The 18,030-nt window shown below is 59.4% G+C and carries 21 protein-coding genes, 1 tRNA gene and 1 pseudogene; 11 read left to right on the top strand and 12 right to left on the bottom strand.

All coding sequences use genetic code 11. From position 1 onward, the window contains the following. Positions 1–4 precede the first annotated feature (4 nt). Positions 5–1,528 carry an AAA family ATPase gene (locus tag ABSY17_RS09660; protein WP_378949763.1) on the bottom strand — a complete coding sequence of 508 codons (1,524 nt, stop codon included), beginning with the start codon at positions 1,526–1,528 and terminating at the stop codon, positions 5–7. Positions 1,529–1,574: 46 nt separating this feature from the next. After that, positions 1,575–2,051, bottom strand: a complete 477-nt coding sequence (locus tag ABSY17_RS09655) for a c-type cytochrome (protein ID WP_378949761.1) — start codon at positions 2,049–2,051, stop codon at positions 1,575–1,577. 97 nt (positions 2,052–2,148) lie between these two features. On the opposite strand from ABSY17_RS09655, the gene ABSY17_RS09650 reads away from it, so the two are divergent. Beyond that, complete coding sequence (locus ABSY17_RS09650) at positions 2,149–2,985, top strand: universal stress protein (RefSeq protein ID WP_378949760.1); 837 nt, start codon at positions 2,149–2,151, stop codon at positions 2,983–2,985. Positions 2,986–3,025: 40 nt separating this feature from the next. Here ABSY17_RS09650 and ABSY17_RS09645 read toward each other — a convergent pair whose 3' ends face one another. The 6 genes from ABSY17_RS09645 to ABSY17_RS09620 all read right to left on the bottom strand — a co-directional run bounded on the left by ABSY17_RS09645 (position 3,026) and on the right by ABSY17_RS09620 (position 8,053). After that, complete coding sequence (locus ABSY17_RS09645; RefSeq protein ID WP_378949758.1) at positions 3,026–3,484, bottom strand: pyridoxamine 5'-phosphate oxidase family protein; 459 nt, start codon at positions 3,482–3,484, stop codon at positions 3,026–3,028. A 66-nt stretch (positions 3,485–3,550) separates the two neighbouring features. Next, positions 3,551–4,387: a universal stress protein gene (locus ABSY17_RS09640; RefSeq protein ID WP_378949756.1), complete on the bottom strand. Its 837-nt coding sequence runs from the start codon at positions 4,385–4,387 to the stop codon at positions 3,551–3,553. Positions 4,388–4,561: 174 nt separating this feature from the next. After that, positions 4,562–5,227, bottom strand: a complete 666-nt coding sequence (locus ABSY17_RS09635) for a phosphoribosyltransferase (protein ID WP_378949754.1) — start codon at positions 5,225–5,227, stop codon at positions 4,562–4,564. 116 nt (positions 5,228–5,343) lie between these two features. After that, entirely contained in the window at positions 5,344–5,877 is a 534-nt protein-coding gene (locus tag ABSY17_RS09630; protein ID WP_378949753.1) for an Hsp20/alpha crystallin family protein, read from the bottom strand. A 191-nt stretch (positions 5,878–6,068) separates the two neighbouring features. Next, positions 6,069–7,397: an ATP-binding protein gene (locus tag ABSY17_RS09625; protein WP_378949751.1), complete on the bottom strand. Its 1,329-nt coding sequence runs from the start codon at positions 7,395–7,397 to the stop codon at positions 6,069–6,071. Then, positions 7,394–8,053: a response regulator transcription factor gene (locus tag ABSY17_RS09620; protein ID WP_378949749.1), complete on the bottom strand. Its 660-nt coding sequence runs from the start codon at positions 8,051–8,053 to the stop codon at positions 7,394–7,396. Before ABSY17_RS09620 ends, ABSY17_RS09625 begins: the two co-directional genes overlap by 4 nt. A 161-nt stretch (positions 8,054–8,214) precedes the next feature. On the opposite strand from ABSY17_RS09620, the gene ABSY17_RS09615 reads away from it, so the two are divergent. The 3 genes from ABSY17_RS09615 to ABSY17_RS09605 all read left to right on the top strand — a co-directional run bounded on the left by ABSY17_RS09615 (position 8,215) and on the right by ABSY17_RS09605 (position 10,570). Beyond that, positions 8,215–8,490, top strand: a complete 276-nt coding sequence (locus tag ABSY17_RS09615) for a PepSY domain-containing protein (RefSeq protein WP_378949747.1) — start codon at positions 8,215–8,217, stop codon at positions 8,488–8,490. Between the two features lie 3 nt (positions 8,491–8,493). After that, the gene (locus tag ABSY17_RS09610) at positions 8,494–9,033 is read left to right on the top strand and encodes a cytochrome b/b6 domain-containing protein (protein ID WP_378949746.1); all 540 of its coding nucleotides are present in this window, start codon (positions 8,494–8,496) and stop codon (positions 9,031–9,033) included. A gap of 202 nt (positions 9,034–9,235) precedes the next feature. Further along, entirely contained in the window at positions 9,236–10,570 is a 1,335-nt protein-coding gene (locus ABSY17_RS09605; RefSeq protein WP_378949744.1) for a diguanylate cyclase, read from the top strand. 293 nt (positions 10,571–10,863) lie between these two features. Here ABSY17_RS09605 and ABSY17_RS09600 read toward each other — a convergent pair whose 3' ends face one another. Further along, positions 10,864–11,283: a CatB-related O-acetyltransferase gene (locus tag ABSY17_RS09600; protein WP_378949742.1), complete on the bottom strand. Its 420-nt coding sequence runs from the start codon at positions 11,281–11,283 to the stop codon at positions 10,864–10,866. Positions 11,284–11,639: 356 nt separating this feature from the next. Next, a pseudogene (locus tag ABSY17_RS09595) lies at positions 11,640–12,080 on the bottom strand (integrase core domain-containing protein); the annotation flags it as partial. A 156-nt stretch (positions 12,081–12,236) separates the two neighbouring features. Between ABSY17_RS09595 and ABSY17_RS09590 the strand changes: the two are divergent. Then, entirely contained in the window at positions 12,237–12,494 is a 258-nt protein-coding gene (locus tag ABSY17_RS09590) for a hypothetical protein (RefSeq protein ID WP_378949740.1), read from the top strand. Between the two features lie 26 nt (positions 12,495–12,520). Next, positions 12,521–12,712, top strand: coding sequence for a hypothetical protein (locus tag ABSY17_RS09585; RefSeq protein ID WP_378949738.1), 192 nt, complete (start codon positions 12,521–12,523; stop codon positions 12,710–12,712). A gap of 12 nt (positions 12,713–12,724) precedes the next feature. Here ABSY17_RS09585 and ABSY17_RS09580 read toward each other — a convergent pair whose 3' ends face one another. After that, positions 12,725–12,964 carry a DUF6428 family protein gene (locus ABSY17_RS09580; protein ID WP_378949737.1) on the bottom strand — a complete coding sequence of 80 codons (240 nt, stop codon included), beginning with the start codon at positions 12,962–12,964 and terminating at the stop codon, positions 12,725–12,727. A 41-nt stretch (positions 12,965–13,005) separates the two neighbouring features. On the opposite strand from ABSY17_RS09580, the gene ABSY17_RS09575 reads away from it, so the two are divergent. From ABSY17_RS09575 to ABSY17_RS09555, 5 genes are all read left to right on the top strand, one after another. After that, positions 13,006–13,359: an ArsR/SmtB family transcription factor gene (locus ABSY17_RS09575; RefSeq protein ID WP_378949735.1), complete on the top strand. Its 354-nt coding sequence runs from the start codon at positions 13,006–13,008 to the stop codon at positions 13,357–13,359. Continuing rightward, positions 13,356–13,730, top strand: coding sequence for an arsenate reductase ArsC (locus ABSY17_RS09570; protein WP_378949733.1), 375 nt, complete (start codon positions 13,356–13,358; stop codon positions 13,728–13,730). Before ABSY17_RS09575 ends, ABSY17_RS09570 begins: the two co-directional genes overlap by 4 nt. Positions 13,731–13,733: 3 nt before the next feature. Next, complete coding sequence (gene arsB, locus ABSY17_RS09565; RefSeq protein ID WP_378949731.1) at positions 13,734–14,795, top strand: ACR3 family arsenite efflux transporter; 1,062 nt, start codon at positions 13,734–13,736, stop codon at positions 14,793–14,795. Continuing rightward, entirely contained in the window at positions 14,795–15,271 is a 477-nt protein-coding gene (gene arsC, locus ABSY17_RS09560; RefSeq protein ID WP_378952554.1) for an arsenate reductase (glutaredoxin), read from the top strand. Before arsB ends, arsC begins: the two co-directional genes overlap by 1 nt. Before the next feature lie 437 nt (positions 15,272–15,708). Beyond that, a complete protein-coding gene (locus ABSY17_RS09555) occupies positions 15,709–17,304 on the top strand; it encodes a P-loop ATPase, Sll1717 family (RefSeq protein WP_378949729.1) in 1,596 nt (531 codons plus the stop codon). Between the two features lie 527 nt (positions 17,305–17,831). Here ABSY17_RS09555 and ABSY17_RS09550 read toward each other — a convergent pair. After that, a tRNA-Ile gene (locus tag ABSY17_RS09550) sits at positions 17,832–17,907 on the bottom strand. Between the last annotated feature and the right edge of the window lie 123 nt (positions 17,908–18,030).

Here is an 18,030-nt window from a genome sequence, read left to right as displayed (position 1 = left end):
CCGGCTACCGTCGGCAGATCCGGAGGATCTCGGCGACGATCTCCGCCGGGGTTCGGGCGGCGTCGAGCTTCATCCAGGTCGTCTCCTTGCCGTCCCTCTGCAATTGCCGCGAAAGGATGTCGACGGTGGCATCCGACGGCCCGCCCCTGCGGTCGCTGACCCTTTGCCACAGCAGCTCAGGGCTGGCCTCGAGCCAGAAACCGGAAAACGGGACGCGGCTGCCGATCGCGCTGCGCTCCATCCTTTGCCTGTCGGCGGCCCGGTCGAACACCGCGTCCGCAACCACGCATGCACCTTCGGACAGGATGAGGCTCGCGCGCCAGGCCATCTCGGCGTAGACACGCTCCGACACTTCCGGGCGATAGGCCCGGGCCGGCAGCGGGGTTTCCGCCGGTACGCCGTGAAGCGCCTTCCTGATGCGGTCGCTCTCGACGATGCGTGCGCCCGGCGGCGCGCCGACATGGGCTGCGAGCGCTTCGGCCACGGTCGTCTTGCCGGAACCGCTCAGGCCGCCGAGCGCCACTAGTCGGGCAGGTACTGCGGCAAGCAGCGTCCGCGCCAGCTCGAAATAGGATCGCGCGTCCTCCACAAGCCGTTGCGCATTGTCGCCGCCGCCGGCGGCCTGCGTCGCCGTAACATGGGCGCGCACCTCCGCGCGGATCGCCATGAGAGTGGGCAGCAGGACGAAGCCATCCTCGTCGTCGGCTTCGTCGAGATAGCGGTTCGCCACCAGGTTGGCGAATTCGGGCAGGCCGCGATGCCAAAGATCCATCAGCAGGAACGCGAGGTCGTAGAGAACATCGACCGTCGCGATCTGGTCGTTGAACTCGATGCAGTCGAACAGCCTCGGCTCCCCGTCGAGCAGGCAGATATTGCGCAGGTGCAGATCGCCGTGGCAGCGCCGCACTTTGCCCGCTCGTTCCCGACGCTCGAGCAGGCTGCCGTGCCGAGCGAGCGCCACGCGGGCGAGCCTGTCGAGCGCTGCGACGTCGACCGTGTCGAACACCTGGCTCGTCCTGAAGCCCGCCAGATTGATATCCAGCACCCTGGTCAGGTTGAGCAGGCCGCTGCCCGTGTGCGCGACCGGGGCGTCGCGATGGAACCGCACCACCATCCGTGCCACCTCGGTCATCAGTCCTGGCGTCAAGTTTTCGGCGACGGCCATCCGGTCGAGCAAGGCCTGCTGATCGAAGCGCCTCATCTCGACGACGGCATCGACCAAGTCGCCCGGGCCGTCGAATTCCAGCCCGCCGCCGTTCCTTGAGGTCAGCCGGCGGACAGCGAGATAGAGCCCCGGCGCGGTCTGCGCGTTGCGTTCCAGTTCCTCCTCGCAGGCGGCAAGCCGGAGGGCCGGAGTGGAGAAGTCGGCATAGGGAAGCTTGACCGCGCGTTTCATCTTGAAGGCGCGCTGTCCGACAAGAAACACGCGCGAGATATGGGTCTCGATCAACTCTGCATCGGCGGCATCGGCATGGGTTGCCGGGCTCGTCAGGAATTCGATGGCCGCTGTCTGGTCCTCGGTGATCATCACGTCGTCCCGTTCTGATGGATCGGGCGGAGAGGCTCGCCGGCCGCTACTGCCTTTGCAGTGTCCGGATGTATTGAGCGAGTTCGCTGATCCTTTCCTCGGTCAACACTTCCTTGTCATGGAGCCCATGGAGGCGTTGGTCACCCTCCAGGAACTTGCGCCCCCAGATGGGCATTTCGCGTTCGCCATGGCCGGGCACGATGTGGCGCCCGTCGATCGTAGCAACGACGCGCCTGAAGGGGAACTCGCCGCCGTTTCTCTGCGCAAGCCGCGTCAGGTCGGCCGGTTTCTTGAGCAACTGCTCGGCCATGGGGCCGTCACCTCTCCCACCCTTCCCGTGACACACCGCACATGACTCCATGAAATCGTGCTGGCCGATCCTGGTGTCCTGCGCCGCGGCCGGGACGCTGCAGCCTGCTGCCAGCAATATGATCGCAGGAATATGCCGGTTCATCGGAATGACCTCCCGAACGACACCGGCAAGTTTATCCTGACGCAGCAGAACAACCTTGATCCCTGTCAAATGCCTGCCACGCGAAACAGGCTATGAATTGGCCCATGCAAGAAAGTGAAGCTCAGCAGTGACGGCCTGCCGTCGTGCACAATGAGAGGAACCGACCATGGCATACAAGACTGTTCTTACGATCACAGGCGTCAGTGGCGGTGATCGCGACATCAAGCTCGCAGCCAAGCTCAGCGAAGAGATCGGCGCCCACCTGTCGGTGCTGGTCGTAGCCCTGGCCGCCCCGCCGCCGATCGGCGACTATGCTGCCCCGATGTCCGACACATGGATGGAGGAGCGGCAAGCGGACATCGACCGCTTGGAGCAACGCACCGCTGCTATCTCCGACTTGCTTGCTCCGATGGAAATTTCCGCCGATGTGACCAACACATATCCCGAGATTGCCTGGGCCGACGAGATCATCGGCCGGCGCGCCCGCTACGCCGACATGACGGTCGTCGGGCCGGACCTGCTGTCGGGAGAGACGCTGAAGGAAAAGACCATCGAAGGGGCTCTGTTTTCATCCGGCAGGCCGTTGTTGCTGGTGCCCGAAGGCGCGACAGCCACCTTGCGCCCCAAGAACGTGATGGTTGCCTGGGATTCGCGCATCGAGGCCTCGCGCGCCATGCGCGAAGCGCTCGCCCTGCTCGTCGCCGCCGAAGATGTGCGGCTGGTGCTGGTGGACCCCGTCGAAGGCGAGAGCTTCCAGGGCGAAGAGCCCGGCGCGGACGCCGCCACCTATCTGGTGCGCCACGGGGTCAAGATCACCGTCGACAGGCTGCCGAGCCTGGGCAGGAGCGTTGCCGAAATAGTGAAGCGGCATGCCATCGACACCGGCGCGGATCTTCTCGTCATGGGCGCCTACGGCCACTCGCGGCTACGCGAGAGGATATTCGGCGGCGTCACCAAATCCATGCTGGAGGAAGTTCCGCTTCCGATCCTCATGGCTCGATGAATGTCCTTCGCCACGGCACCGGCTGAAAATCCCTTGCAGATCAAGGCGCGTTGTCTTCCCTGGCTTCGCGCCCCGACACTTGGTCCACCGAAATCCGCCAGAAGAGATGGGACGAGTGATGGACGACAGGCCGCTGGGCGGGCTTTAGCCCGCCGGGCTCCCACCAGTTGACATGTTTGCTGAGCAAGCTCCAGGCCCGTTGCTGCACATCCTTTTGCGCGGGCAAATCGGAAAGTTCCTCGTAACGGCCCTCGGCAAGCACGCTGCGCCATTCGCGGCCATGTCCCCGTTCCTCGACGAGAACGCAGGCGCTCGCATTGGCGCGCATGTAGTCAATCTTCCTGCCGGGCATCGAGAATGCGTAGATGTGATTGTCGTGAAAAGCGAAATAGATGGGAACGATGTAAGGCTTGCCATCCTTCGCGCAGCCCAGATGAGCAAAGTGATTGCGAGCCAGGATCTTCGTGCAGTCAAGGGCCGTCAGCTCGCGAATCCACATGACATGATCTCCCGATCAAGGTGCCTCGCCACTGGGAGCGACAAGTGCACGGGGCTCCAATCCCCCTCAATGCGACATCAGGATCGGCATGCGGAGGTCGGACAAAACTCCGTCCGTGGCGCCGCCAAGAACGAAGTCGCGGACACGCGAATGTCCATATCCGCCCATCACCAGCAGATCAGCACCTCTTTCGATCGCCTGGTCCTGAAGCGTGACTGCGATCGGACAGTCTTCGGCGCTGATGGCCGCGAAATCCGCGTTCAAGCCGCGCCTGCGAAGCGAAACCGCCAGCCTCTCGCCATCGTCGGAGGGCTTCAACGGCTTCTCGTCGACGACAGTGAGGATGTGAACCTTCGAGGCACGTGCGAGCAACGGCATTGCGTCGGCCACCGCACGCGCCGCGACCCGGCTGCCATCCCAGGCGATCGCGATATGCTCGATCGTCGCCGCACTCGCGGAATCCGGCAGCAACATCACGGGTCGTCCTGCCCCGAAAATCATTCCTTCAGCGATCATCCGGGCAGTCCCATTGTGGGGCTCCCACCCCGTGATGGCCAGATCGAAATATCGCGCATGTTCAGCGGCAGCCTCCCCTTGCATGGCCAAAAGCACGGCTGCGGAAGCGGTCGTGACCGAGCCGCCCTGCCGCGTGCCTTCCTCCACCACCTTGGCGAGAAGCCGGCCGCCGGCTTGTCGGCTTATCGCTTCCGCCTCGCGGATGCGGGCCGGGACATCCAGCAGCAGATGCGAAAAGGCCGTGGATACCTCGGGAATCTTGGCATGCAGCGCCAGCACGTGCAGATCGGCATGGAGTTGGACGGCGACGGCGACCGCATTGGCTGCCACCGCATCGGAATTCGCATCGGGATAGGTCGCCAAAGGTAGAAAGACCTGCATCTTCATTCCGTGTCTCCCGCAGCAAAGTGATCGCGGCACGCCGCCTTTTTACAACTTTTCCAGACTGACCGGCTCTGCCGGACGGCGCATTGATCTGAAACAAATTGCTTCAGCTAAACCGCTGGCGGCGCCCCGCTTCGCTGCATCCATGAGATGCGGGCAAGAACGCCCTTGGTATGATCATTTCCTCGGATGCCGAGCTTTGCGCTCCTCGGCCGCACGTTCGAGCGCGTCCGTCACCTCCTTGTCGGTCAGTTGCGGAAAGCTGATATAGTGGTAGCTCAGCGCCATAAAACGTCCCGGCCGGCTCAGGCAGACGACCCTGTCGGCTTCCTGTTCCAGGCTCGCCAGCACGTCGGGTGGCGCAACCGGAATGGCGACGATCACCTGAAGCGGCTCGCGGCGCCTGATGGCGCGCAACGCCACTTTCATGGTGGTGCCCGTCGCAACTCCGTCGTCCACCACGATCACAGTCTTTCCTGCAAGCGACCTGGGTCTCGCGTTGCCGCGATAGATCGTTCTGCGCCGGTCCAGCTCCGGGCGCTCATTCTTGACTAGGGCGGCCAGTTCTTCGTCGCTTAGCGAATAGGCCTCGACGATCTCGCGATTGACAACGACATCGGGCGGATCGCCGTCGACGATGGCGGCAACCGCCAACTCGCGGTTTCCGGGCGCCCCGACCTTGCGAACGATGAGAACATCGAGCGGCGCATCAAGGGCCCGCGCGACCGCGGCGGCAACGGGTACGCCCCCGCGAGGCAGCGCGAGCACCACCGGATCGCGTACAGCGCTTGCCAGAAGTTCCTGCCCCAGCTTCTCGCCGGCCTCTTGCCTGTCACGAAACATGACGCTTCATTTCCGCCAACATTCCATGTGCCCGTGAATTCAATCGACGTTGTCGCCGATCACATGACGTACCGAGAACAGGTGTGAAGTTTGCCTGCCCCATAGGACCGGTTCGACTAGGCGGGCTTGACCGAGATCTTCTTCTCCGCCTTCTGAGCGTCGGCTGTCTTCGGCAGCTTCACGCTCAAGATGCCCTTGGCGAAGGTTGCATCGATCTTGTCCACATCGATGCCCTCGGGAATCTGGAAGGAGCGTTCGAAGGAACCGTAGCGCCGTTCCGAAAGGTAATAGTCCTTCTTGTGCTCTTCCTTCTCTTCGGTCTTTTCACCCTTGATCGTCAGGACATTGTTGGAAACCTTGAGTTCGACGCTGTTCTCGTCCATTCCGGGAAGCTCGGCGGTGATCTCGTAGTCCTTCTCCTTCTCCACGAGATCCATTGCCGGAACCACCGGCCACTGGGCACGGCGGGCTCCCCTGTCGAAGACGCTGAGGCCGCGCGGAAAAGCCCCGCGCCAGCCGAATGGATGAAAATCGTCGAACAGCCGATCGACTTCGCGACGCAGGCTTTCGAAAGGCATCCACTCCCCTTGCCGGGCGGGTACAGTCGACGTCTCGGGCTTCACGGAAAGATTGGTCGGTTTGTCAGCCATTGTCTTGCTCCTGATGCGTTGGATTTCCGTCGCGATAGATGCTGCGCACGGTCGGGTGGCAGATCACAAGCCGATGGGCCGAAACAGGATTTTGCCAAGGGAGCGACCGACATGCAGGGCCTCAAAGCGGCATTGAGCCAATATGCGCCCGGCAACTGAAAGTCTCATTGATGCAGGTCAAATTCCGGCCGTTACAGGGTCAGCAAGGCTTCGAAGCCGTCCCTCCTTCCAGTCGCCGGCGAATTGAGACGCAGCTCGCCTCCCATGTGGCCGGCAAGCTTGCTCGCGATCGCCAGCCCAAGGCCGGAACCGGCCGACTTCGTCTTGCCCCTCTTGAACCGATCGGTGAGTCCGACGAGTTCTTGCCTGGGGACCACCCTGCCCGCATTCACGACCGACACGCCGGAAGAACCTGAAAGTGCGACCGTGACGGGCTCTTCCGGCGCACCGTGAACAAGAGCGTTCTCGATCAGGTTGCGCAAGGCGACGGCAAAGGCATCCACATCAACGCGCCGAACCAATCTGGCGTCAGGGGCGATGGCAATGACGAGACGTCCGGCATATCGATCGTCGCGGACGAAATCATCAGTGACCAGCCTGATGACCGGCACCAGGTCACTCGCCGCCTCGGCTGCGCCGATGCCGGCATCGGCGCGGGAAAGCTGCAGGAGCTTTTCGGCCAGATGGCCTAGACGCTTGAGGGATGCCTCGGCCTCGCCTGCCTTGACAGCTATCGCCCGCGGCGGATGCCCGTCGAGGATCAGTTGGACCTGTGCCAGCGCGCCGGCGATCGGCGTCCGCAGTTCATGGGCGCTGTTGGAGGCGAATTCACGCTCGGCCTCCATCGCGCTGCGGAGACGGCTTAGCAGGTGATTTATGGAGCCGGCGATCGGAGCTAGCTCGCTCGGCAGTCCGGCGGAATCGACAGGCGCCAGATTGGCGCCATCGCGCGCCCCGATCTCCCGGCGAAACGTTTCGATGGGCTTCAGCGCCCGCCTGACCACCAGCCAGATGACCAGCAGGCTGACGGGAGCGAGCGGCAGGCCTGGAATGAGCAGTGCGAGGGCCGTCTCCCGCCCCGCTTCGCGCCGATGGTCCAACTCTTCGGCGACTTGCAGGAACAATGTCCCACTCAAGCTGGTCTCGGTGTAGATGCGCTGCGTTTGCGTCTGGAAGAAACCTGGCACAAGCGGCGCTTCCAGGGGCGTTGTCGGCGCATCGTGGGATCGCAGCAACACCCGGCCGCTGCTGTCGCGGACCTGATAGACGAGATATTCCTGATGGGCCGCGGTGGCATTGTCCATGCTCCTCGTCGTCGGCGAATCTTCGCGACCGTAGAGGTGATTGACCACCAATGGCATCAGCCGTTGCGCAGCCTCCTGCAGATTGCTGTCGAAGACCTCTTCATACTCGTGATGCATGACGAAGGCGGCCAGGCCCGCAGCCGCCAGCCAAAACAGAACGGCAACGCCGATCAGCCATCGCATCAGTTCCCTTGTGATGCTGGAAGACTTATTCATGACCCGGCGATCCTGTAGCCAACCCCACGCACGGTGGTGATCAAGCCGCGTCCCAGCTTCTTGCGCAGCCGGCTGACATAGACCTCCACCGTATTGCTCTCGACTTCGGTGCCGAGCGCATAGAGGGCATCCTCGATCTGGGGCTTCGACACGATCGCGCCCTGTCGCAGAAGCAGCCGTTCGAGCACCGCCCATTCGCGCCCGGTCAACTCGACAGGGTGGCCGTCACGGCTCAGCGCGCGCTCCGCGGGCACGATCGAAAGCGGTCCGATGGACAGCGTGGGATTTGCGTTCTGGGCATAGCGCCTTGCCACGGCACGAATGCGGGCGGACAACTCCCCGAGGTTGAACGGCTTCACCAGATAGTCGTCAGCGCCCGCGTTCAGGCCGGCGATCCGGTCCGAGATCTGGTCGCGCGCCGTCATGATGACAACCGGCACGGTGTCCGCCTTGTCGCGAAGCGCGCGCAGGAAGTCGAAGCCGTTCCCATCCGGCAGATGCAGGTCGAGCAGGACGAGGTCATGCGCAACGACCCGGGCGAAGTCCCGCGCCTCCTCGAGGTTCCTGGCCCAGTCGACAGCATGGCCGTCGGCAACGACATGGGCCTTCACCGCACTACCGATCGCATGCTCGTCTTCAACAAGGAGTATCCGCATGTCTCTCCCGCTTTCATCGCACTATCCGGCTGGGGACACTGCGATGAAGACCTGACATCTGCCTGAATGCAATGGCGCAAGATGTCCTTGGTCCCATTCAGGTTGCTGTCAGCTTTCGGCTCCAGAAATCGGTTGTTGGAACAACTCGAAAGGAGTTTGCAATGAAGACCATCCTGATTTCCGCCGTTGCACTGGGCACGCTGACTGGCGCTGCCTTCGCCGGTGACAAATGCAATGTTCCGGTTGGCGAATGGCAGCCGCGGGAAGCCTTGGAAACAAAGCTGAAGGCCGATGGTTGGCAGGTTCGCTCCGTCAAGACCGAAGACGGGTGCTACGAAGCCTACGCCATCGACGCCAAGGGCAAGAAGGTCGAGGCCTATTTCAATCCCAAGACTTTCGAACGGATCGACGGCTCCAGCGAAGACAGCGAGGGCTGAGACATGCGCGCCACCGTCAAAGTCTGGGATCCTCTCGTCCGCCTGTTCCATTGGAGCCTCGTGGCCAGCTTTGCGGTGGCGTGGCTCTCGGCCGACGAGGTCAAGAACCTCCACGAGTGGGCTGGCTATGCCGCGGCCGCGCTCATCGGCTTCCGCCTCGTCTGGGGGGTGATCGGCCCTCGATACGCCCGGTTCACCCAGTTCATTCGCAGCCCGGGTTACACGCTTGGCTACTTCCGCGACCTCCTGGCAGGCAGGGAGGCGCGCTTTGTCGGCCACAACCCGCTCGGCGGGCTGATGATCGCGGGACTTCTGCTGACCATGGGGACAACCGCCTTGACCGGATGGATGCAGACGACCGACACCTACTGGGGCATCGAGTGGGTCAAGGAACTCCATGAAACCTGCGCCAACGCCATGCTGGCCCTGGTGGTCCTGCATGTCGGCGGCGTCGTCTTCTCCAGCGTCCGCCATGGCGAAAACCTCGTCAGGTCGATGCTGACCGGCCGCAAGGCTGCGGCGGGCGCAGAAGACGTCGCCTGACGCGGCTCACGTCCCGGCATTTGCTCAGCCCGTTCCAGCAAATGCCGGGGCCAAGGACAGGCCCTGCCCCCCAACTTGGCATGTCATCATGGGGATGAAGGACCTGGCATCCACCGCCCGGGTTGATCCCCCCGGCGTCCGTCTATACGACGGCATCTCAGCATGGACGGAGCGGAAATTGGCTATCAGCAGGCGGTCAGGGTTGTCTTTCTGGAAGACGTCATCAGAAGCAACCAGGCAGGCCGCGCGCGGCAGGCTCTCTACGATCGTGCGCCAGAACATCGATGGGTTGGTGGCCACCTTCTACGAGACCTTCCTCCGCGACGAAGAGGCATCGGCTTTCCTGAGCCATACGGTCGTGCATGAGCGCCTGAGCCATTCATTGCGCAACTGGTTGCTCGAGCTTATCGAAGCGGACCCGTATTCCGACCTCGATGCGTTCGACAAGCGCCAGACCAAAATCGGCGAGATCCACGCCCGGCTCAAGATCCCGAACCACGTGGTCATGGAGGGCGCGAGCCTCCTCAAGACGGAGATCGCCTGCAAAGTCGCCGAACTCGACTTGGACGCGCTGTCGACTGCCCACACCTTGATCTTGCTGGACGAGATCATCGACTACGCCATGAGACTGATGGGTGCCGCCTATGTGTCTGACACCAAGCGCAGGGTCCAGACCGACGAAGCTTTTCGCTTCCTCTCCTTGGGGCAGGACATCAATCTCGAGCGCGAGACTCAGCGTGCCACGCTGATGGAATGGAGCCAATCCGTTCTCTTCAGCCTGCTCGGTCACGGCAAAAATTCAACGCCGGGCTATCTCGCAGCGTCTCCATTCGGTCTTTGGGTTCGGCATCGGGCAGCACTGCTTTTCCAGGGCTCGCCCATCCTCACCAGCATCGAGAAGCTGATCGGTGAAATCGATGGCGAAGCACTACGCTCGATCGACGGCAGTCAGCCGGCATCGGTTGCCGAGTTCCAGCGTCGGATCGAGGAGATCAAGTTCCTGCTCAACGATCTCTTTCAGGCCGCAGCCAGCCTTGAGACCGGCCGCGATCCCCTGACGCGGGCCCTGAATCGGCGCTTCCTTCCCTCGGTCCTGGGGCGCGAAATCACCCTCGCCAAGAATGCGAAGACCCCGCTCAGCGTCCTGATGATAGATGTCGATCACTTCAAGGCGATCAACGACAAGTATGGTCACGCCGTCGGCGATATCGTTCTGAGGCATACCGCAGAACTTCTTTTGAACGCCGTCAGGACCAGCGATTTCGTCTTCCGTTACGGCGGCGAAGAGTTCCTGATCGTTCTGGTGGAGACCGACGGGACCGAAGCATCAGACATTGCAGAGCGCATCCGCGAGCAGCTGGCGGATCAGGAAGTTTCCGTGCGGGATCGCGACGCAGTGTCGGTCACTGCATCCATCGGCGTTGCGACCTACGAAGGCCATCCAGACTACGAGTATCTGGTCGACGCTGCCGACAAGGCTCTCTATCGCGCCAAGAACGAAGGCCGCAACCGTATCGTCGTGGGTGCGGCAGGCTAGTACATCAGGCAAGCGGGACCGTTCGCGTCCCACCCCTGGCTTGGATGTTTCGGATTGCAGCCGGTTTCAAATGGACCGCTTTGATTTCATTCAGGCTGATTGGGCGAAATACCAAAGCAAAGCGCGCTGAAGCGCTGGCGCGCTGCTCGCCGTCTGCGGATCCTGGGCGAGCACGCCGCCCCCAAAATTGGCTGTCATTGAGAAAAAGTGGCCCAGCTCGGGTCGCGATTCACCCGGCTTCTCCCTCGGGGTGCTACAGGGTTTCTCCTTCTTCATTTGACAAGACAGCGCCCTCAATCGGCCGTCGCGGAGTGCCCCACCGAGCTACAGCCACTCACTTGGCCAAGATGGCGCTCAATAAAGTTGCCGACAGGTCCGTGGAAGCTGGGTTGCTCGGTTTGGATCTTCTGGTCGCTCCATTCCCACCAACGAATCGCGAGAAGCTGATCAATTTGCTCCCGGGGAAAGCGAAATCGAATGTGCTTGGCAGGGTTGCCTGCAACAACTTCGTAGGGTTTTACGTCCTTTGTGACGATTGACCCGGTGCCTATGACTGCCCCGTCGCCGACTGTGACGCCGGGCATGATAGTTGCGCGGCGACCGATCCAGACATCATTGCCGATCTGCATCGGCCTGCTTGGCAACAAACCCTCCATGTTCGGCAGTTCCTTGGTGATCTCGGTCTTGAAGGGGAATGTCGATACCCCGCGCATGTCATGGTGCCCTCGACACAGGAAAAGCACTTCATGGGCAACTGAACAGAACGCGCCAATGGTCAAAGGAGTGCTTTGGTCGTTCCCTTTCCACCCCGTACGTGTGCCGACCTATGGTTGCATGAGGCGGATACAGCGGCTCGGGTGCTCGTAGCCCCAACTTGATCCTGAGACCTCGTAAGAAACCCGTCGTCGACTCTCCGATATCAACCGCCCTATCTAACACTCTCTAAAGCGTATCGCAGTTTTTTGAGATTCAGGATTCCCAAATCGGTTGAGGCGTGATTCGCTTTGCTTCTGAAGGGAAAGCGGCCATGGGCCTGGCCAGCCCCCCATCGGGTGATCCATGTTGTGTGTTAGTGCAAGCTTGGTCTTGGCGCTATGGCTGGGGTGGCCGGCGAAGCTGGGCCGGGTTGCACAGCCGGCCACAAGATGGCTTCTGGTGCCGGGGATCTGTAGTCCAAAGATGAATGCGGGCGCACCGTATTGTAGTGCTGCCGCCATCCTTCGATGACGATCTGGGCTTGCTTCAGCGTGTAGAAGATTCCGCCATCAAGCAGTTCGTCACGAAGCTTCGAGTTGAAGCTCTCGCAATAACCATTTTCCCAAGGACTGCCGGGCATGATGTAGGCGGCCCTGGCACCGACGGCGGCGATCCATTCACGCAACGCCTTAGCGATGAACCCGGGGCCGTTGTCGGAACGAATGTGGCCGGGGATGCCGCGCAGGATGAACAGATCGGAGAGGACGTCGATCACGTCGACGGCCTTCAGCTTCCGGCTCACCCTGATGGCGATGGGTCGGATGCGACGTTCTGGCCCCATACATATGAATTGACGCCTGGCAGCGGGAAGTATGGACGGCACCAATCCCGTATCTTTAACCTCATCGTCGTCGGCGGCGACACGCTCGATCCCGGCGAGCTGATGATGCACGAGAGTCTTGCGTGCCACGTGGCTGATTACCTGCAGATAATCAGCCAGTGCCAGAGGTGCAAGTCGGCGGACTATCCAGCTCTCCTTCCCTACATATCCCGTGGTTTCGCATGGCTGGAGCTGAAGCGCTTCCTCAAAGAGGCCGAGGTATTCGCGTCGAGACTTCGGCTATATATGACGTTTACGAAGGAGATCGACACGATCTACAGGAATGCGTTCAGGTCAAACCTCGACGGAACTGCCGACTTGAACAAGGTAGAGAGCGACATTGCTTGAAGCGGGAGTCTGTAGTTCCTTCACACATGGAGAAATGGGAAAGAGAGATCATTGCTAGGGATGTCGCCTGGATCGCAGCGCGCCATCTCGGCGAACGGCCTTCGCGCTTGGAGCATGTTGGAATCGTTTTCGAGGAACTGGTCGCGAAGGAACTGGAGAGCCAAGGATATCTGGTCGACCGCACCCTGATGGCTGCGCATTTGCCAGACTGCATGTGAGTGCGCTCGCCCTCATAGCTGGATAAAGATCTCCGACCAGGACTCATGATTGGCTCCGCAGTCCAGAGCAGAGAACGCTCCAGCCTTGACCTCAGTGACGTGATAGCCTGGCCTCACCGCCTGCCCGCCATAGCTGAACACCAAGGGCCTGTCCTTGTGATCTCCGAGGAAGTCGAGGAGTTCACCGATGGTGATGCCGTCAAAAGCTGATTTGGTAACCTGTTCAAAATCCCGGTTGTCAGGGGGCAGCATCTGCGTTATTCCGGATTCGACATTTCTAGGATTATTGAAATATGGATGAACGTCAAGCACTGATCGCTTTCGGGGCAATGTCCCAGGAAACGCGGCTCAAGATCGTCCGCCTGTTGGTGAAGGCAGGCCCAGACGGCATTGCCGCCGGCAGCATCGCGGAAGCCGTCGGGGTCTCGGCCTCCAACGTCTCGTTCCACCTGAAGGAGCTCGAACGCGGCGGGTTGGTCGCTGCACGCCGCGACTCCCGTTCGATCGTCTACTCCGCGGAGTTCGATGCATTGAGCGGGCTGATCCGCTTTCTGATGGAGGACTGTTGCGCAGGCAATCCGGCGATCTGCGAGCCTGCGCTTGCCCCTGCTTGCTGCGCACCAGCAATCAAAGAAGCTGCCCAATGACCGACCGCGTCTACAACGTCCTGTTCCTGTGCACGGGGAATTCGGCTCGCTCGATCCTCGCCGAAGCCATTCTGCGCAAGGATGGTGCTGGGCGCTTCACCGTCTGCGACGACGCGGCCGGAGAAGTCTGCCCCGTCTGGCCAGGCCAACCGTTGACCGCGCATTGGGGTATCGAAGACCCTTCCAGCGTCGAGGGAAGCGAAATCGAGAAAGAGCATGCCTTCGGCACGGCCGCTCGCTTCATGAAGAACCGGATCACGGCGTTCCTCAACCTGCCGCTGACCTCAATCGATCGGATGGCTGTCGACCACCATTTGCAGAGGATCGGCCGCATGGAGGGAACGACCTCGAAGAACACGGACGGTGCCTGACCCATGTCGAAATTTGAACGTTACCTGACCCTGTGGGTCGCCCTGTGCATCGTCGTTGGGATCACGCTTGGCCATCTGATGCCGGGTGTGTTTCAGGCGATCGGCGGGGCAGAAATTGCCAAGGTCAACATTCCTGTTGCCGCACTGATCTGGCTGATGATCATCCCGATGCTGCTGAAGATCGACTTCGCTGCCCTGGGTGAAGTCGGCCGCCATTGGCGCGGCATCGGCGTCACGTTGTTCATCAACTGGGCGGTCAAGCCGTTCTCGATGGCGCTGCTCGGCTGGCTGTTCATCGGCTGGCTGTTCCGCCCCTATCTGCCTGCCGACCAGATCGACTCCTACATCGCGGGCCTGATCATCCTGGCCGCTGCCCCCTGCACTGCCATGGTCTTCGTCTGGTCGAACCTGACCAAGGGCGAGCCGCATTTCACGCTGTCGCAGGTGGCGCTGAACGACGCCATCATGGTCGTGGCCTTCGCCCCGATCGTCGGCCTGCTGCTTGGCCTGTCGGCCATCACGGTGCCATGGGACACCCTTGTTCTGTCGGTAGTGCTCTACATCGTCATCCCAGTGATCATCGCCCAGTTGATGCGTCGCCGCCTACTCGCATCGGGCGGTCAGAGCGCCCTCGAGCGTCTACTAAGGACGCTCCAGCCGCTATCACTTGTCGCGCTGCTGGCAACCCTGGTTCTGCTGTTCGGTTTCCAGGGAGAACAGATCATTGCACAGCCGATGATCATCGCCCTGCTGGCAGTTCCGATCCTGATCCAGGTCTATTTCAACTCAGGCCTTGCCTATCTGCTCAACCGCATTTCGGGCGAACAGCATTGCGTGGCCGGACCGTCCGCACTCATCGGCGCATCCAACTTCTTTGAGTTGGCCGTAGCCGCCGCAATCAGCCTGTTCGGCTTCAGCTCCGGTGCCGCACTTGCGACCGTCGTCGGCGTGCTGGTTGAAGTCCCCGTTATGCTGTCGGTGGTCTGGATCGTGAACCGCAGCAAGGGCTGGTACGAGCGCGGCTCGGCAGTCGCTGCAGTCAAGGAAGCAGAAAGGACGACATGATGGACGTCACCATCTACCATAACCCCGCCTGCGGCACGTCCCGCAACACGCTGGCGCTGATCCGGAATGCGGGCATCGAGCCAACCGTCATCGAGTATCTGAAAACCCCGCCCACGCGTTCGGTCCTCAAGGATTTGATCGCCAAGGCAGGCCTGACAGTGCGCGAGGCTATCAGGCAGAAAGGAACGCCCTACGCCGACCTTGGGCTCGACGATCCAGCGCTCACTGATGATCACCTGATCGAGGCCATGCTCGAGCATCCGATCCTGATCAACCGTCCATTGGTGGTTACGCCGTGGGGCGTACGCCTTAGCCGTCCGTCTGAGATCGTTCTCGACATTCTCCCACTTCCCCAGAAAGGACCGTTCGCCAAAGAGGATGGCGAATTGCTTATTGATGCCGAAGGAAACGGAACCATCAACCCCATTGTTTTTATTGAGTTTTTAGTGGGCCCAAAAAGCCAGTTTTCCCGTTGAGTTCCGTACAGGCTGGGCCCACTCTGGGCCCACTCTGAGTAGGCCCAGAAGCAAATTTCTCAATAAAAACAATGACATGGTGGGCCCGGAGGGAACTTAAAATATAGATATTTCAATGATTTACGGAACAAATACCACGAATTCTTGCCACACCGCGTTGGGATGCATTGGGACTTATTCAGACTTAGACGGCCACTAGCCGCGCTGAAGTACCTTGCACCCGCTGCTTGTGTCGCAGCAACCAGGCCAAACCGCCGCCCGACCTATTCCGAGTTGCCGGACAATTCGCTGGGCCCGACACCTGCCGCGCGCGCCGCCAGTTGTGGCAACCCTCTGTGGAAAACCCAAAGTCGTCTAGCAAAGACTGGCACAATTCCCCCCAAGGTTGCAGACTAGGCCCCAACAGAATATCGAGGTTCCGGGGGGGGGGGAACACATTGGCCACATCAACAAAATTGCTACCGCTCCGTCAGCTACGCTTTGGCAACGTGGACGCTCGGTATGAGGTGACTTCTCGCAACCCTAAAGAGGTCGAGCACTTCAGGAGGTCATTTGTTGAGCCTGCAGGGATGAACACTGAAGAGTTCATCGAAGGCCATCGCTTTTTTGTGCACGGCGTCAAGGGTGCTGGAAAAACTTCTTTCTTGCGCTTCGTTCAACTAAAGACCTCAGAACAAGGGTCTCTCACCAAATTCATCTCCTTTGCTACCGAGATTTCGGACGCCGAACGAACAAAGATCAGTTCCCTATCTGGGATTGATGTCTACGAACAGGGTGGCGTCGAGATCACTAATAATAGCGCTGTAGATGTGTGGATTGTTTTTATTCTTCGACACCTAGCACGACTAATTGAAGACAACAGGCAGTCATTTACGACTCACAAGAGCATTACTGTCTTCTGTGAATTGATGAGGAAAGTCTACGACGGAGAGGACAGCAAAGGTCTCCTGAAATGGCTATCTGACGCATTGAAAACTGGACAATACAAGTTCAAATCAAAACATCTAGATGCAACCTTAAAGGGAAAGGCCGGCGAGGAGGAAAAATTATTTCCAACAAGCTACGTCATAGAGCAGTCATTTCGACTACTCAAAGATCTTGGGTGGGAAGAAATAAGCAGTATCTATATTTTCTTCGATGAAATTAATTTGTCTTTTGCGTCAAAAGCGACCCACAAGAGAGATATTATACTTATTCGGGACCTTATAATTGCGATTGACAGAATCAACGCGTATTTCATTGAGGAGCACAAACCGATATATGTACTCGCTGCCGCACGCTCAGAAGTATTGAATGCGCTCAATGCACCAACTCACGAGATCAACAAAATTCTCGCAGATCGCGGACGAGAGCTTCGCTGGTTTGCAAAGAATGCCGGTACCGATTGGCCAATAATAAAACTGGTCGATAGCAAAATATTGGCGTCAGAGGCACTCGAAGGAATGAAGCGTGAACCAAGCGCAATAGACAGATATTTCCATCGTGAAATATTTGGATTCGCCGTGCGCGACTTTATTATTGAAACAACGTGGTGCAATCCTAGAGATTTAGTGCTCTTGTTTGGTGAAGCAGTTGCGAACGCAACCTACCAAGAAACGATAATTGGTAGTTCAGTTATCTCAAGATCACTTGAAAATTATAGCGCTTCGGCTTGGAGAGAAAAGGCGGAAGAACTTAGCGTTGAATATGCCCCACAGGAAATTCAGGGAATAAAGAAGATTCTTCTGAACATGAGCCGGCATTTCAAGATATTAAGCTTTGAGCAGAGTTGGAAGTCAAAATCCGACACGGACAACACCCTTGTAGCAATGAAGTCTAAGTACAAAGCCGGGAAGATCTTAGATGATCTGTATAGGGTTGGTATTCTCGGACAATCATCCAAGGAACCGACCGACAATGCGCACTCTTTCACTCAACACTGGGCGTATCGAGGGGATACCACATTCGACGCCTCTGCCTGGTTCGTGGTACACAAGGCGCTTTGGCCGGAGCTAAGATTAGGAAAGCTGAAAGCGCAGTCCAATGAGCGCTGAACGGGCGCGTTGTCCTGCTGTGAAGTCTTGCTGGAACGAGCTTCGGGTTTGGGTGCTCCACCGTGCCGCGCGGGAAGACGAAGACGCAAGGCGTGGCTCGGCCTCCCCCTCCCCTAATTGGATTCCAGTCAAGCAGCAAAACCACTTGGTCGCTTTGAATTGTCGACTCGAATGCAGATCGCACATCCAGTGCCGAGCAAGCTAACTGCAAAAGCTTGATGTGGTTTCGCCAAAGGGACTCGAACCCGCAACGCATGACATCAACAATTTCAAAAACTTATATGATTAACAATAAGTTAATTGCATAAGCCACACTCGATTTTTGACGAAACGTGGTATCGAGCAGATCGATACCACACGCGATACCACACTTGAGCTTCTGCTGCACTTCGGCGCGTCGCCGATAGGGGAATAGTCTTCCAAAGGAATGGAAATATTGCCCGAACTGCGCAATATTCGACTTCATTCCGGCGGTCAGTGGGGATATTTTTTCTCAGAAACAAGATAAAAATAGAATAGAATTCTATTGGTGGGCCCGGAGGGACTCGAACCCCCAACCAAGCGGTTATGAGCCGCCGGCTCTAACCATTGAGCTACAGGCCCCACCCCGGGCTGGATAGTGTCTTTTTCGAGCCGACACAAGCCATCTTCGCAGCTCACTTGCGCGCCGCCGCAATCCACCCATAATCGCCACCTATCGGCTTTCCTGGAAGGGCCTTCCAGAAG

It is taken from the genome of Mesorhizobium sp. ANAO-SY3R2 (assembly GCF_042466635.1).
Lineage (GTDB): Bacteria > Pseudomonadota > Alphaproteobacteria > Rhizobiales > Rhizobiaceae > Aminobacter.
Note: the sequence above shows the minus strand (reverse complement) of the source record. Positions and strands in the feature narration are given on the sequence as shown.